The organism is Pseudidiomarina halophila, from assembly GCF_003987215.1.
GTDB classification, from domain to species: domain Bacteria; phylum Pseudomonadota; class Gammaproteobacteria; order Enterobacterales; family Alteromonadaceae; genus Pseudidiomarina; species Pseudidiomarina halophila.
Map to the genome: position 1 here is coordinate 501,828 of NZ_PIPW01000001.1, position 14,222 is coordinate 516,049.

Below are 14,222 nucleotides of genomic sequence, written 5' to 3' on the forward strand. Positions count from 1 at the left end.
TTTCCAGTAGCACTTAAAAAGTACCACTGGCGGGGGCCATCAGTTAATTGTTATCAATTAACGTTGTCACGTAATCCGCTTCAAACACCTGGCCTTCGAAAAGGTCGGTATCGATAACACCGGTGACGCTGACCACGTCATTTACGTCAACTTGTTGATAACCTTCGTCGTCGACTGGATTGTACGCCATTTCATCCACTTCGACCGTGAGCAAGCGGGCACCTGTGTTAAGAGTGAACTCTTCTGCGCCGGCATCAACAGAGGTGACTGTGCCGCGTACAGTTGCCTGAGAGACCACAATCGGCACCGTGAAGGTGAAGACTTGATCTTCCTCATCGATACTATTGGCGTAAAAATAGGTACCAATGTTTTCTACGTAGACACTGCTCGCTTCAATGCTCGTCATCTCATAGAAATCATCGTCAATTAACCCGGAAACAGTAACATTATCGCCAGGCAAAAGCTTATAAGCATCGGCATCGCGATCACCGTCATCCATTTCTACCGTTACCAGTCCGTCACCATAATCAAGTTCAAAAGTATCGGCCGAGACTGATTCTACGGTACCGCTGATTTGAATCCAGGTGTCGTCAGCTTGTAAATAAGGATTCTGAGCCCACGCTGGAGCCGTAAGTAAAACGCTGGAAATTAGTGCTACCAATTTATTGGTTTTCATAGTTTCCTCCTTGTTTTAACTAGCTTAAAAAGCATAGGAAATGGTTAGTAAGTTTGTCAAGTTTATGGGGAATGTGCGGCGGTGTATTATTAAAGCTTAGCAAAGCTAATTAACTGGATGAAGAAATAAAAAAAAGCCCCGCAAAAGCGGAGCTTTTATTATTAAAACGTATTTTCAAAGATTATTTAATTAAGTATTTATCCAGGCTATGACCTTTTGCCAGGGCATCTTTAAGTGCGTTTGGCATGCGTCCCTGACCGGTCCAGGTGATACGCTCACCATTGGCATCACTAATAGCATATTTAGGTGGTTTAGGCGTGCGTTTACGCTGTTTTTTAGCGCTTGGCAGCGGACCATCAACCAAATCATCAACGCCAATGCCAGCGTCGTTCATGGCTTTTCTAAGCTCTTGAATTTTTTCCTGCTTCTCAGCTTCTAATTTTCTTAACTCTGCTTCTTCTTCGCGACGGTCATCTATGACTTTCGCTAATTTAGTTTGTACGGATTCTAATTCAGCAATAGATAATTCCTTTACAGCAGCTTTAAGACGTCGTCCGTGTGTCAGAATATCTATAAAGTCACTCATATTATTTTCCAATTTTCGTTGATTAATGAACTAAGGAACCGCTATTAAATATAAATTAAAAGCAGACAGCAAGCTTATTTTTCTGTCTGCTTTCGCTTACTTTTACATATTAGGATAAGTTGGACCACCGCCACCTTCTGGGGTAACCCAGGTTATATTCTGGCTCGGATCTTTAATATCGCAAGTTTTACAGTGAATACAGTTTTGCGCGTTTATTTTAAATACCGCCTGACCTTCTTCTTCGACCACTTCATAAACACCAGCAGGACAATAACGCTGGGCGGGTTCAGCGTATTCAGGAAGATTTACCGTCAACGGAATATCTGCGTCTTTCAATTGCAAATGGCAGGGTTGATCTTCTGCATGGTTGGTATTTGAAATATACACCGACGACAAACGATCAAAAGTTAGTTTATTGTCGGGTTTAGGATAATCAATAGGTTCATATTTAGTCGCTTTGCCCGTGCATTTAAAATCTGGGTTTTCATCTTTAATGGTGAACGGAAGCTTACCACCGAACCAATTCTGGTCGAGCGTGTTATATGCGCCACCTAGCCAGGTTCCGAGTTTATGAATCGCCGGGCCGAAATTACGCGAACGGTACAACTCGTCATAAAGCCATGATTGCTTAAAGCGCTCAGTGAACTCTGTGAGTTCAGTCTGCGATTGCCCGTCGGAGATGGCGTCAAAAAGTGATTCAGCCGCCAATAAGCCGGATTTCATTGCGGTGTGATTACCTTTGATCTTAGCGAAATTCAACGTACCGGCATTACAGCCGACCAGCAGGCCGCCAGGCAGGGTCATTTTAGGTAGTGAGTAAAAACCACCTTTAGTAATCGCACGGGCGCCGTAGGTGACACGTTTTCCGTCCTTCAGCACTTTGGCAATTTCTGGGTGAGTTTTAAACTGTTGGAACTCCTGAAACGGATTCAGATAAGGATTGGCGTAGTTTAAGTCGATGATCAAGCCAACGTAGACCTGACCGTCTTCCGCGTGATAGAGATAGCCGCCACCGCTGGCATCGTTAGTAAGTGGCCAACCGGCACTGTGGACTACCAGGCCGGGTTGATGTTGTTCGGCGGGAACATCCCAGATCTCTTTAAAGCCAATGGCATAATGCTGCGGCGATGTGCCTTCGGCTAAATCAAACTCGGCCTGCAGGCGTTTGCCTAAATGACCACGGCAGCCTTCGGCAAAGACCGTATATTTAGCGCGCAATTCCATACCTGGTTCATAGCCGTCTTTCTTCTCGCCCTCAGCGTTAACGCCCATGTCGCCGGTAATGACACCGGCCACTTTGCCGTCTTCAATGATGACATCAGCGGCTGGGAAGCCTGGGAATATTTCCACCCCCATGCTTTCTGCCTGCTCAGCCAGCCAGCGGCATAACTTACCCATGCTGGCAATGTAATTTCCTTTGTTATGAAAGGTCTTCGGCACCATGAAATTTGGTAACCGACGTGCTGATTGCGCGTCTTTAAAATAAAAAATGTGGTCGTCTGTGACCTCGGTAGTTAACGGCGCACCACGCTCTTGCCAATCAGGAAATAGCTCATCAAGTGCACGGGTTTCGAATACTGCGCCGGAGAGAATATGGGCACCGACTTCAGAGCCTTTTTCAACCACACAGATCATGAGTTCTTGTTCTTTTTCCTGAGCGAGTTGTGCGAGACGACAGGCGGTGGCAAGTCCCGCCGGTCCGGCACCGACGATAACGACATCAAATTCCATACTTTCGCGTTGCATAAGGGACTCCTGTTAAAACACTGATGGGCGTTGCTGTTGCAGAGTAAAAGGTTGTTGCAGCAGTGCCGTTAGTTCTTCTGCGGGAAGCGCCGGCGCTAAATAGTGGCCTTGCGCGAGCACGCAATTTCGTTGTAATAGAAAATCGGTTTGTTGTTGCTCTTCGACGGCAACAGCAATGACTTGCAAATTAAGATTCTGAGCAAGACGGATAACACTTTCAACTAGTTCGGTTTGCACCGCCTGTGCTGGTACTTCAGCAATTAGTTCTGGTGCAATTTTTACCACATGCGGCGGACAGTAGCTAATCGCTTCGAGTAATGAATTGCTGACCCCGGTAACGTTAACGCACACACGCATGCCAAGTTTCTTAAGTTGTTCAACGGTCACTTTATGGCTACGACAAAGTTGCAGGTAAACCGATTCATCAAATTCAAGCTGGAGACTGTCCGGACTTAATTGGGCACGTTTACGGTAATGGGTGACCAGTTCTGGCAATTCCGGCATGGTTAATTGGCGTAGCGACAAGTTAAGACACATGGTGAGTTTACTGTCGTACTGTTTTTGCCATTGGGACAATTGCTGGTATGCAGTTTTAAAAATGAACTCGGTGATGGAAAAAATTAATCCGGTCTGTTCCAACAGGTCGAGAAACTTGCGTGGTTCAATCAGCTCGCCGTCCGCAGTTCGCCAGCGTAACAGGGCTTCAACCCCGACAATTGTCGATTCGCGTAACTGTATGATGGGTTGGTAATGCAACTCCAGCTGATTGTTCTCCAATGCAGATCGTAACGCTTGCAAACGCTCACGGCGTTGATTGAGTTCAAGTTGCTGATCGCGATGATAAAACTCGATGCCGAAGTAACCTTGTTGCCGCGCACAGTAAAGTGCACTGTCGGCATTGTATAGCAAGCTGTCGACATCGTAGTTGGCGTCTTTCGCGTAAGCGATGCCAATTGAGGCGGAGCAATAGATTTCATGCTGATCGATAAATAGCTGCGGCATGATATTGTGGCGGATCGCTTCGGCCAATGCCTGCGTGAGCTCATCATTAGCAAGTTCGCAAACCACAACAAAGGTATCAACGGTGGTGCGGGAAATAAAAGCGCCTGCAGGCAGGACTTTTTGCACGCGCAAGGCAATGCGTTTGATAATCTCATCGCCGATCGTGTGACCAAGCGCATGGTTCAGATCGCGAAAAGCATCAATGCTTATCACTAATATTACCAACGGGCGCTGATTGCGTTCCACATCGGGAATCTTATTCTGTAAATAGCGCAGTAAGCCGTTGCGATTAGGTAACTCTGTCAGTGCGTCATGATCCGAAAGGAAAATCAGTCTGTCTTCGGTCTTATGCATTTGCTTGAGTTGCTCGGTTGCCTGTCTGACCAACTGCTGGCGTGCGTGCAGGCGTTGGTGCAACTGATGTGAGCGCCAACCGAGGAAAAGCCCGCCCAGACTCAATAACAAGCCGCCGAAAAGCACCATGGGAACACTGGCGGAATACATATCATCCAAACGTTCCGGGGTTGGCCAAAGTTGCACCTGCCATTCGTTCGAAGCAAATTTTAACGGTAGATTTACCGCCCATTTATCGCGTAAATCATCATTTCCCGCAAAGCGATAGACGGTTTGTTCGTCCATGCTGATTTCGACTTGATAACCTTCGGTGATCTCACTCCGGATCAGGCCATCAAAGAAATGATCAATATCGACCACCAGGGTTAGAAAGTTAGATGTTTGGCCATTTTCGTAGCCAGCAGCAAGTACGATATCGCCTATTGCGTCAGAAAAAGGCCCGGCGCGGCCACTGCGGGCGTGGGGCAGAAGTGGATTCGCGCTAAGTTTCGCGGCAATTTCAGAATCACGGAAATTCTCTGTAGTTAGCGGCTGAACTTGTTTCGATGCCCGTTCAAAAAGCACATCAAAGTTTTCATCCAGCACTAAAATGCGACGTAAAGACGGATAATACAAAAACAAAGCTGTTGATTCGTCGGCCAGTGTCAGTAATTCCTGTTCGGGGTCACGGGCCAGATTTCGGGCAGTCCATTCGGTAGCGAACGCGTAGGTCAGCAAGACCTGGCGGAAATGATCTTCCAGCTGGCGGGTGTCTTCCTGCAAACGCTCTGCTATCGCTTTATTTTCTGAGCGCAGCACCACCTGTGCGGCCAATAGGGTAAGCACGATGCCAAGTAAGGCTATCAATAGCAGTCGTCGTGCTAATCCCCAGTGGCCGCGCATGGTCAGTTCAGTTCCTTACGATTGGCAAATTGTTCAAGGGCTTCCGGGTTTGCCAGCGCATCGGTATTTTTCACGGTTTCACCGTGGATCACCTGACGCACGGCCAGTTCAACGATCTTCCCGCTGATGGTGCGCGGAATATCGTTCACTTGTGCGATGATCGCGGGTACATGACGCGGAGTCGCATTCGCCCGAATGGTTTGACGGATTTGCTGCTGTAGTTCGTCATCCAGTGTTACGCCTTCACGTAGCCGAACAAACAACACCACACGTTCGTCGTCCTGCCAACTTTGTCCGACTGCAATGCTCTCCAGTACCGCATCAATTTTCTCCACCTGACGGTAAATTTCAGCCGTACCTATACGCACACCGCCGGGGTTGAGCACCGCATCGGAGCGCCCGTAAATAATAACTCCGTCATGTTCGGTGAGTTCAGCGTAATCGCCATGTGCCCAGGTGTTGTCGAAGCGGGCAAAGTAAGCGTTAAAATAGCGCTGGCCGTCGTCATCGTTCCAGAACCCAATAGGCATGCAGGGAAAGCTATTGCGGCAGACCAGTTCGCCTTTTTCACCTTTTACGCATTCGCCTTGATCGTTGTATACCTGCACATCCAGACCCAGTCCGCGGCACTGCAATTCGCCACGGTACACTGGAAGGACAGGGCAGCCCAGCGCAAAACACGAAACAATGTCGGTACCGCCTGAGATCGAAGACAAACAGAGATCGGTTTTGATATCACGATAGACGTAATCAAAGCTCTCCGGAGCCAGTACTGAACCGGTAGTCAGGATACTACGCAGAGCTCTCAAGTCATGTGATTGTGCTGGTTTACAGTCAGCTTTTTCTAATGCTGAAAGGTACTTAGCACTGGTGCCAAACACGCTGATACCTTCCTGTTCAGCAATGTCCCACAGTATCGACGGTTGTGGATAAAACGGTGAGCCGTCGAATAACACCAGGGTTGAGCCCTGGGCGAGGCCTGAAACCAGCCAGTTCCACATCATCCAGCCACAGGTGGTGAAGTAGAAGAACACGTCGTCGCGGCCAAGATCCGTATGCAGTGCATGCTCTTTCATGTGCTGCAGCAAGGTGCCGCCAGCACCATGCACGATGCACTTCGGCACGCCGGTGGTGCCTGAGCTAAACATGATATAGAGCGGGTCATTAAAGCCGGTGGTGACAAATTCGAGAGGGGCAGACGGCGCATCTTCAGCAATCCAGTCATGCCACCACTGGTTATCCTGCGGTTGGGCCTGGTCAACGTTTGCAAATTTAACCATAACAAAGAGTTCGACGCTGCTAAGCTCAGCCCGGATTGCCTGGGTCTTGTCACTGATATCGAGACGTTTACCGTTATAGAAATAACCGTCCACAGTTAAAAATACTTTGGGTTCAATTTGGCCGAAGCGGTCGAGTACACCTTGTACACCGAAATCCGGCGAACAGGACGACCAGATTGCACCAAGACTGGTCGTGGCGAGCATCGCGACGATGGTTTCGATGCAGTTGGGCATCATCGCAGCAACGCGGTCGCCTTTTTTAATCCCATGCTGCTTGAACTGATAGGCCACGGCCGCGACTTGTCGGTGCAGTTCCTGATAGCTGATGGCTTCACGGCTGCCGTCTTCACCGCGGAACACAATAGCGGTGCGATCATCGTTATAACGCAGAAGATTTTCGGCAAAGTTTAATTGGGCTTGCGGAAACCAGGTTGCGCCTGGCATTTTCTCTTGCCCGGTTACCGTAGTCGTTCCTGGATCACCCATTACTTCGAGGTAGTTCCAAAGGTAACGCCAGAATTCGGCGCTATGATCGACTGACCAGGCGTGGAGATCGTGATAGTTAGCCAAAGCGAGGCCAAAATCTAAATTGATGCGCTGCATGAAATCAGTCATGCGCGCTTCAGCTATGGTATCTGCGGATGGTTGCCACATCATTTTCGTTGTCATTTTGGGCCTCCCGGTGTTTTTAGTTACTGGTTTGCTTAGCTAACTCGGCAAGCGCTACGTTAGAGCGTGGTTGCTGCCCAAGACTCTGGCAAATCCGCTGTCCGGCGCCAATTAAGGCTGCTAAGTCAATGCCCGTGTCATAGCCCATACCGTGGAGCATATACACCACATCTTCTGTGGCCAGGTTACCACTGGCACCTTTGGCATAAGGGCAGCCGCCTAAACCGGCCACGGCGCTATCAATGGTGCGCACGCCTAAAGGTAGGCAACTGGCGATATTGGCCAATGCCTGGCCGTAGGTGTTGTGAAAGTGCAGCGCCAGGTGGGGCATTGGCACCTTCTCTGCGACAGCTGCAAGCATGCGCTGCGCTTTGAGCGGTGTGCCGACGCCAATGGTATCGCCAAGGGATACTTCGTAGCAGCCCATGGCGAATAGCTGCTCTGCGACCCAGGCGACTTGCGCAGGGGCAATTTCGCCATCATAGGGACAACCTAAAACGCAACTGACATAGCCGCGGACACGGATATTTGCCTGCTGTGCAGCTTCAATAACCGGCTCAAACCGGGCCAGACTCTCGGCAATTGAGCAGTTGATATTTTTCTGGCTGAAGCCTTCTGAAGCCGCACCAAAAATAGCGACTTCGTCAGCGCCTGCTGCACGGGCGGCTTCAAAACCTTTGAGGTTAGGTGTCAGCGCGGCATAAGTTACACCAGATCGGCGTTCAATCGCGGCGAACACGTCGGCGCTGTCAGCCATTTGCGGCACCCATTTGGGGCTGACAAATGAACCGGTTTCAATATAGCCAAGGCCAGCAGCACTGAGATCGTCTACCAGTTGAATTTTCGCAGCCAGGGTTACCGCCTGCTCATTTTGCAAGCCATCGCGCGGTCCAACTTCAACAATTTTTACCGTTGCTTCGCTCATGCTTACTCCTCGTCTGCTGCGATACTCAGCAGCTCAGCGCCATCGCTGACCAGGTCACCGGCGGCAAAGAACACCTGTTCCACTTCACCAGCATAGGCTGCCCGGATGGTGTATTCCATTTTCATGGCTTCCATGATGACCAGCGGTTGCTCGGCTTCGACTTTATCACCGGCTTTGACCAATACTTCGACAATGGTGCCGTTCATTGGTGCGGTCATTGAACCTTCGCCGGCGTCCTGAATTAAGGTATCGGCAACTAAATGGCGCGCGAAGCGCACACTGTGCTGGTCGGAAAATACGGTAATATCCTGTGCCGTGGCCATGACATAGACGAAGTATTGATGGCCATCGCGGGTAACCTGCAAACGGTCACCGTGCAAGCTTGCCAGCCATGCGGAGTCATCAAAATTGCTGTACCAGTGGCCGTCACGTTGGCGCATACGCACATCTAACGAGGTGTCGTTGTGTTTTAGCTCAAGACTGAACTGTTCGCTTTGGTTAACGCGAAAACCGCGGGCCTGTTGCCAGATAGTGGCGTCCGCCTGCTGTTTTTCATAAAGATTTTCTGCCAGCGCTGCCAATACAGCATAACTTTCGATAGCGTCGGGTAGAGCGGCACTGAATAAGGCATCGTGATGCTGTTCAATGAAACGAGTGGTCAGCTCAGCACGCTGAAAATCAGGATGTCGGGCAATACTGCGCAAGAAGTCGATATTGGTGCGCACACCAGCGATACGGTAGTCATCCAGCGCCCGAACCAAACGCCGCAGGGCAATCGTACGATTCTCGCCCCAGACCACCAGTTTGGCGATCATGGGATCATAATAGGCACTGACTTCGTCGCCTTCGATGACACCGCTATCAATGCGCACATTGGCTGAGGTTTCCGGGGTTCTCAGATGATGCAAGACGCCGGTGCTGGGCAGAAAGTCATGCGCTGGGTCTTCGGCATAGATACGTGCCTCGAAAGCATGGCCGGTCAGCTGGATCTGATCCTGACTTAACGGCAAAGTGTCACCACTGGCGACCATTAACTGCCAGGCCACGAGATCCTGTCCGGTCACCATCTCGGTCACCGGATGCTCGACCTGCAGACGAGTATTCATTTCCATGAAATAGAAACTGTTATCCACATCAAGCAAGAATTCGACGGTACCTGCGCCGATATAATCAATGGCTTGTGCGGCGCGGATGGCCGCTTCACCCATGGCCTGGCGGGTGCGTTCGCTCAATGCCGGTGCCGGCGCCTCTTCGATGACCTTCTGGTGGCGTCGTTGTACTGAACAATCACGTTCAGCAAGGTACACAGCGTTGCCGTGCTGGTCACAGAACACCTGAATTTCAACATGGCGGGGGCGGGTGATGTATTTTTCCACCAGCATTTTGTCGTTGCCAAAGGATGCCTGTGCTTCGCGTTTGGCTGAATCGAATGCGGCTTTGAATTCACTGGTCTTTTCGACGACCCGCATGCCTTTACCACCGCCACCGTAAGCGGCTTTCAATAACACCGGATAACCAATAGTTTCCGCTTCGGCAGCAAGTTTTTCCAAACCCTGTTCATTGCCGTGATAGCCAGGTACCAGGGGTACTTCGGCCTCACTCATGATGGATTTAGCGGCACTTTTAGAGCCCATGGCTGCGATCGCACTGGTAGGCGGACCGACAAATATGATGTTTTCCCCCGCACAGGCATCGGCGAACGCTTCATTTTCCGATAAAAAGCCATAGCCGGGGTGAATGGCATCGGCGCCAGTTTGCTTGGCCGCGGCAATAATTTTATCGATCACCAGGTAACTTTCGGCACTCGGAGCCGGACCAATAAAGACACTCTCATCCGCCATCAGCACGTGCTGGGCGTGACGATCTGCCTCTGAATAGACGGCTACCGTAGCTATACCGAGCTCGCGCGCTGTGCGCATAATGCGACAGGCGATTTCACCACGGTTGGCAATTAGCAATTTGTTGATCATTGCGAATCCTTCTTCCAATTTGGGCTGCGCTTTTCTAAAAACGCTGAGAGACCTTCTTGTCCTTCTGACGACACACGAATCGCAGCAATGCGTTCGATGGTCAGGCGTTGATGCGTGGCATCAATAGGCTGTTGGTCAAGGTCGGCGATGAGTTGCTTAGCAGCACTAACGGCAGCGGGACTGTTGCCCAGCATGGCATCGGTATAACGCGTTAACGCGGTATCAAAATCGTCAACAATTTCGTGTACCAGACCCATTTGTAACGCTTCAGTGGCAGCAAAACGTTCCGCTGTAAGCATGTAGCGGCGTGCCTGCCGGGTACCGATAGCGCGCATGACATAAGGACTGATCACCGCTGGAATGAGACCAATTTTTACTTCGCTCAAACAAAAACTGGTGCGCTGTTCAGCCAGCACGATGTCGCAACAGGCTGCCAGACCAACCGCGCCACCAAATGCTGCGCCCTGGACCAGGGCAATCGTTGGCTTACTGAGTTCATCCAGACGTTGCATCAGTTGCGCCAGTTCTCCGGCATCGGCCATATTTTCATCGTAGTTCTTATCGGCCATTGAGCGCATCCAGCCTAAATCAGCACCAGCGGAAAAGTTGCGGCCATTGGACGCCAGCACGACCAGACGGCAGTCCGGCGCTTGCTCAATTTGCTGGAAGGCGTCAAGTAGCTCACTGATCATGACATCGTCAAAGGCGTTATGCACTTCGGGACGGTTCAACCTGAGCGTGGCGACCTGATTAGCAAAGGTCAGCGTGATAAAGCGATAACTCATGCGAACTCCTGTTACATCCGGAATACGCCGAACTTAGTGTCGGCAATCGGTGCGTTGTTGGCAGCGGCAAGGCTTAAACCTAAAACTGTACGCGTCTGCGCCGGATCGATGATGCCATCATCCCATAGCCGGCCTGAGGCGTAGTAGGGGTGACCCTGCTTCTCGTATTGTTCGACGATCGGTTGTTTTAGTTTTTTCTCGTCGGCGGCTGACATGGTTTCACCCTTACGGGCAAGATTGTCTTTGGTGACCTGCGCCATAACGCCTGCGGCTTGCTCGCCGCCCATCACGGAGATACGGGCATTGGGCCACATGAACATCAGCGTGGGGTCATAAGCACGGCCACACATACCGTAATTACCCGCACCATAACTGCCACCGATCAACACCGTAAACTTAGGCACCTGGGCACAGCTGACGGCGGTTACCATTTTGGCGCCGTGTTTGGCGATGCCCTCGGCTTCATATTTTTTCCCGACCATAAAGCCGGTGATGTTTTGTAAAAACACCAGTGGAATTTTGCGTTGCGCGCAGAGTTCAATAAAGTGCGCGCCTTTTTGTGCTGATTCGGAAAACAAAATACCGTTATTGGCGACAATCCCCACCGGGTATCCGTGGATGCGGGCGAAGCCTGTCACCAGGGTATTACCGTAGTTTTGTTTAAATTCATCAAAGTCCGAATCATCGACCACCCGGGCTATGACTTCACGCACGTCGTAGGGCTTGCGTAAGTCGGTACCGACGATGCCATACAGCTCTTTACTGTCGTAGCGGGGCGGTTTCACTGGCGTCGGCGTATTCGGTTTCGCAGGCTGGAAGTTCAGCCGTGCGACCGAACGTCGTGCCAGGGCTAATGCATGTTCATCGTTCATAGCAAAATGATCAGCAACCCCGGAAACCCGGGTGTGCACATCAGCACCACCTAGTTCTTCGGCACTGACTTCTTCGCCCGTAGCTGCTTTAACCAACGGCGGTCCGGCAAGGAAAATAGTGCCTTGCTCTTTAACGATGATACTTTCGTCAGCCATCGCCGGCACATAAGCACCGCCAGCGGTACACAAGCCCATCACCACGGCAATCTGCGGAATGCCTTTAGCGGACATATTGGCCTGGTTGAAAAAGATCCGGCCGAAATGGTCGCGATCCGGAAATACTTCGTCCTGGCGGGGTAAAAATGCACCGCCAGAGTCGACTAAATAGATGCAGGGCAGGTGACAACGTTCGGCAATTTCTTGTGCGCGCAGATGCTTTTTCACGGTCAACGGGTAGTAGGTACCGCCCTTTACCGTGGCATCATTAGCGACGATCATGCATTGTACGCCTTCCACCTGACCGATACCGGCGACCACACCCGCTGCCGGTACGTCATCGTCGTAGCATTCCCAGGCAGCGAACTGACCAAGTTCGAGGAACGGCGAGCCACTATCAACCAGCTTCTCAATGCGCTGGCGCGCCAGTAATTTGCCGCGTGAGAGATGGCGTTCCTGATATTTCGGACCACCACCTTGTTTAATTTTTTCAACGTTGGCGAACAGGTCATCAACGACTTCCTGCATCGACTCGGCGTTGGCGAGAAAGGTCTCGTCTTTGGTATTCACTGAGCTGGATAGAACCGTCACAATTACGCTCCTCTAGCTTAAGCTGATTCACTGAACAGTTCGCGACCGATCAGCATGCGGCGAATTTCCGACGTACCGGCACCGATTTCATACAGTTTGGCGTCACGTAACAGGCGTCCAGTCGGGTACTCGTTAATGTAGCCGTTACCGCCTAATAATTGAATGGCATCCAAAGCAAGTTGTGTTGCCAGTTCAGCGGCGTAAAGAATTGCACCGGCGGCGTCTTTACGGGTGGTTTCACCGCGGTCACAGCTTTGTGCCACGGCGTAGACATAGGCACGGGCCGCATTGGTTCGGGTGTACATGTCGGCAACTTTACCTTGCACCAACTGGAACTGACCGATGCTTTGGCCAAACTGCTTGCGGTCGTGTAAATAAGGTACGACGACATCAAGACAGGCCTGCATGATCCCTAACGGGCCGGCCGCCAGTACAGCGCGTTCGTAATCAAGGCCGCTCATCAGTACTTCGACGCCACCGTCGACTTCGCCTAATACGTTTTCCGCGGGAACTTTGCAGTCTTCAAAGACCAGTTCACAGGTGTTGGAACCGCGCATGCCCAGTTTGTCGAGCTTCTGTGCGGTACGAAAACCAGGGTAATTCTTTTCGATGATGAACGCCGTGATACCACGGGAATTCTTATCAGGACTAGTTTTTGCGTAAACCACCAGCACATCGGCCTCAGGGCCGTTGGTGATCCACATTTTGTTGCCGTTTAAGAGGTAATGGTCACCTTGCAAATCAGCACGTAGTTTCATGCTGACCACATCGGAGCCGGCGTTGGGTTCACTCATTGCCAGAGCGCCCACGTGCTCACCTGAACATAATTTCGGCAGGTATTTTTTCTTTTGATCTTCACTACCGTTGCGTGCTATCTGGTTAACACACAGGTTCGAGTGTGCGCCGTAGCTGAGGCCGACGGAAGCTGATGCGCGACTGATTTCTTCCATGGCAATCACATGCTCAAGATAACCCAGGCCTGAACCGCCATATTGCTCCGGCACCGTCATGCCCAGCAAGCCAAGCTCGCCAAATTTTTGCCATAGATCGGCGGGAAATTCGTTTTTCTCATCAATTTCCGCGGCACGTGGTGCTATTTCATCACGCGCAAAGGCGTTGACGCTTTCACGAATCATATTGGCGGTTTCGCCTAAACCAAAATTTAAACTGCTGAATTGGCTAATCATAACTACTCCTGCGTAATCTATTGCTGCGCTGAGCCCGAAGGCTGCAAATCGTTAAGTTCGTCCCGACAACGTTCTTCCAGGTTGCCCAGTTCGACTAATAAAACTTTAATATCTTCAAGTTGTTGATGCAGCGATGTCCGCTTGTCATCAATCAACTCCAACACCGTATGTAGCTGGCGGACACTACTATTTTCCATGTCGTACAGGTCGAATAGTCGCTTGGTCTCAGCCAGTGAGAATCCCAACCGTTTGCCGCGCAGAATTAGCTTCAGACGCACACGGTCTTTGTTGGTGTAGAGACGGGTTTGCCCCTGACGCGTTGGCGCCAGCAGGCCCTGATCTTCGTAGAAGCGAATACTGCGGGTGGTAATGTCAAATTCCCGTGCCAGTTCGCCGATGCTGTATGTGGTGATATCGTTCATTTTACTTGCATTTTGGCTTGGTAGAGCGTTAAGCTTAAATCAAGTTGACGTTAACGTAAAGGTAAGAACAGCAACTGCGTTATTAGTTAGCAGATATTAGTTATTGGTTGAACGCGTTA

General features: G+C 50.7%; 11 protein-coding genes. All 11 read right to left on the reverse strand.

Annotation, left to right across the window (positions count from 1 at the left end; translation table 11 throughout):
• Positions 1-43: 43 nt before the first annotated feature.
• The gene (locus CWI69_RS02400; protein ID WP_126761545.1) at positions 44-676 is read right to left on the reverse strand and encodes a hypothetical protein; all 633 of its coding nucleotides are present in this window, start codon (positions 674-676) and stop codon (positions 44-46) included.
• 181 nt (positions 677-857) lie between these two features.
• Positions 858-1,262: an H-NS family histone-like protein gene (locus tag CWI69_RS02405; protein WP_126761546.1), complete on the reverse strand. Its 405-nt coding sequence runs from the start codon at positions 1,260-1,262 to the stop codon at positions 858-860.
• 102 nt (positions 1,263-1,364) lie between these two features.
• Positions 1,365-3,008: an electron transfer flavoprotein-ubiquinone oxidoreductase gene (locus CWI69_RS02410; protein WP_126761548.1), complete on the reverse strand. Its 1,644-nt coding sequence runs from the start codon at positions 3,006-3,008 to the stop codon at positions 1,365-1,367.
• Between the two features lie 12 nt (positions 3,009-3,020).
• Positions 3,021-5,246 carry a putative bifunctional diguanylate cyclase/phosphodiesterase gene (locus CWI69_RS02415; RefSeq protein WP_126761550.1) on the reverse strand — a complete coding sequence of 742 codons (2,226 nt, stop codon included), beginning with the start codon at positions 5,244-5,246 and terminating at the stop codon, positions 3,021-3,023.
• 2 nt (positions 5,247-5,248) lie between these two features.
• Positions 5,249-7,195 (reverse strand): acetoacetate--CoA ligase, encoded by a 1,947-nt coding sequence (locus CWI69_RS02420; RefSeq protein WP_126761552.1) that lies wholly within the window; start codon positions 7,193-7,195, stop codon positions 5,249-5,251.
• Positions 7,196-7,214: 19 nt separating this feature from the next.
• Positions 7,215-8,120, reverse strand: coding sequence for a hydroxymethylglutaryl-CoA lyase (locus CWI69_RS02425; protein WP_126761554.1), 906 nt, complete (start codon positions 8,118-8,120; stop codon positions 7,215-7,217).
• A gap of 2 nt (positions 8,121-8,122) precedes the next feature.
• Positions 8,123-10,090 carry an acetyl/propionyl/methylcrotonyl-CoA carboxylase subunit alpha gene (locus CWI69_RS02430; RefSeq protein ID WP_126761555.1) on the reverse strand — a complete coding sequence of 656 codons (1,968 nt, stop codon included), beginning with the start codon at positions 10,088-10,090 and terminating at the stop codon, positions 8,123-8,125.
• On the reverse strand, positions 10,087-10,875 hold the full coding sequence (locus CWI69_RS02435; protein WP_126761557.1) for an enoyl-CoA hydratase-related protein: 789 nt from the start codon (positions 10,873-10,875) through the stop codon (positions 10,087-10,089). The genes CWI69_RS02430 and CWI69_RS02435 overlap by 4 nt, the downstream gene beginning before the upstream one ends.
• Positions 10,876-10,886: 11 nt before the next feature.
• Positions 10,887-12,494: a carboxyl transferase domain-containing protein gene (locus CWI69_RS02440; RefSeq protein WP_126761559.1), complete on the reverse strand. Its 1,608-nt coding sequence runs from the start codon at positions 12,492-12,494 to the stop codon at positions 10,887-10,889.
• A 17-nt stretch (positions 12,495-12,511) separates the two neighbouring features.
• The gene (locus CWI69_RS02445; RefSeq protein WP_126761560.1) at positions 12,512-13,681 is read right to left on the reverse strand and encodes an isovaleryl-CoA dehydrogenase; all 1,170 of its coding nucleotides are present in this window, start codon (positions 13,679-13,681) and stop codon (positions 12,512-12,514) included.
• Between the two features lie 17 nt (positions 13,682-13,698).
• A complete protein-coding gene (locus tag CWI69_RS02450) occupies positions 13,699-14,103 on the reverse strand; it encodes a MerR family transcriptional regulator (RefSeq protein WP_126761562.1) in 405 nt (134 codons plus the stop codon).
• Positions 14,104-14,222 lie beyond the last annotated feature (119 nt).